The following is a 618-nucleotide window of genomic DNA, read 5'->3' as shown; positions in this document are numbered from 1 at the left end:
GGATCGGAAGCCAGAGGAGGCGGGAGATAACGGGATCGGACGAGACGCCCCTCAACGTGGCGACCCGGCACGTCGTCGAGGGCGAGGCCCGCGTCGCCCGGCAGATCGCCCTCGTTGCCCGGCTCCGGAAGCAGGGACACGACACGGCGGTGGCCGAAGACCTCCTCGCCGGGTTCGAGGCCACTCTCGCGGACATGCGCGAGCACCTGCGCGTCCTTCAGACCGAGCACGACGCTCTATGATCCGCCTGCCCCCTCCCACCGGCGACCAGCAGGGCGCGGCTCCCGGACGTGGACGGCGCCCTGGTCCGGTCGCTCCGGCTGGACGGCAGCAACACCGTGCCGAAGTCCTGGCGTATCCGAAGCCACTCAGCGGCTCCATAACGCCCAATCGGCGCTACGTCGGCGGGTTGAGCCTCCACTAAGGTCCGACGGCGGGACAGGCCCGATCAGAGCGAGCTGCGGGCAGGCCGTTGCTCGGCTCAGGCTTTGTGCTGCCATGGCTTTTGAGCCCCGACCTTGCGGGCACGGGCCAGCAACTTGCGCGTCCCCTCGAGAGTCGTCCGCAAGGCGCTCTGCTGCTCCGCGATGGAGGCGCGCAGTTGCCGCGTCCGCTGGA

The 618-nt window shown here is 70.2% G+C and carries 1 protein-coding gene; it reads left to right on the top strand.

Annotated elements, in window-relative coordinates:
* On the top strand, positions 1-242 hold a 242-nt coding region (locus WDW90_RS37850; protein WP_336492837.1), incomplete at its 5' end, for a hypothetical protein.
* Positions 243-618: the final 376 nt, after the last annotated feature.

Source organism: Methylobacterium nigriterrae (assembly GCF_037106235.1).
GTDB lineage: Bacteria > Pseudomonadota > Alphaproteobacteria > Rhizobiales > Beijerinckiaceae > Methylobacterium > Methylobacterium nigriterrae.
Note: the sequence above shows the minus strand (reverse complement) of the source record. Positions and strands in the feature narration are given on the sequence as shown.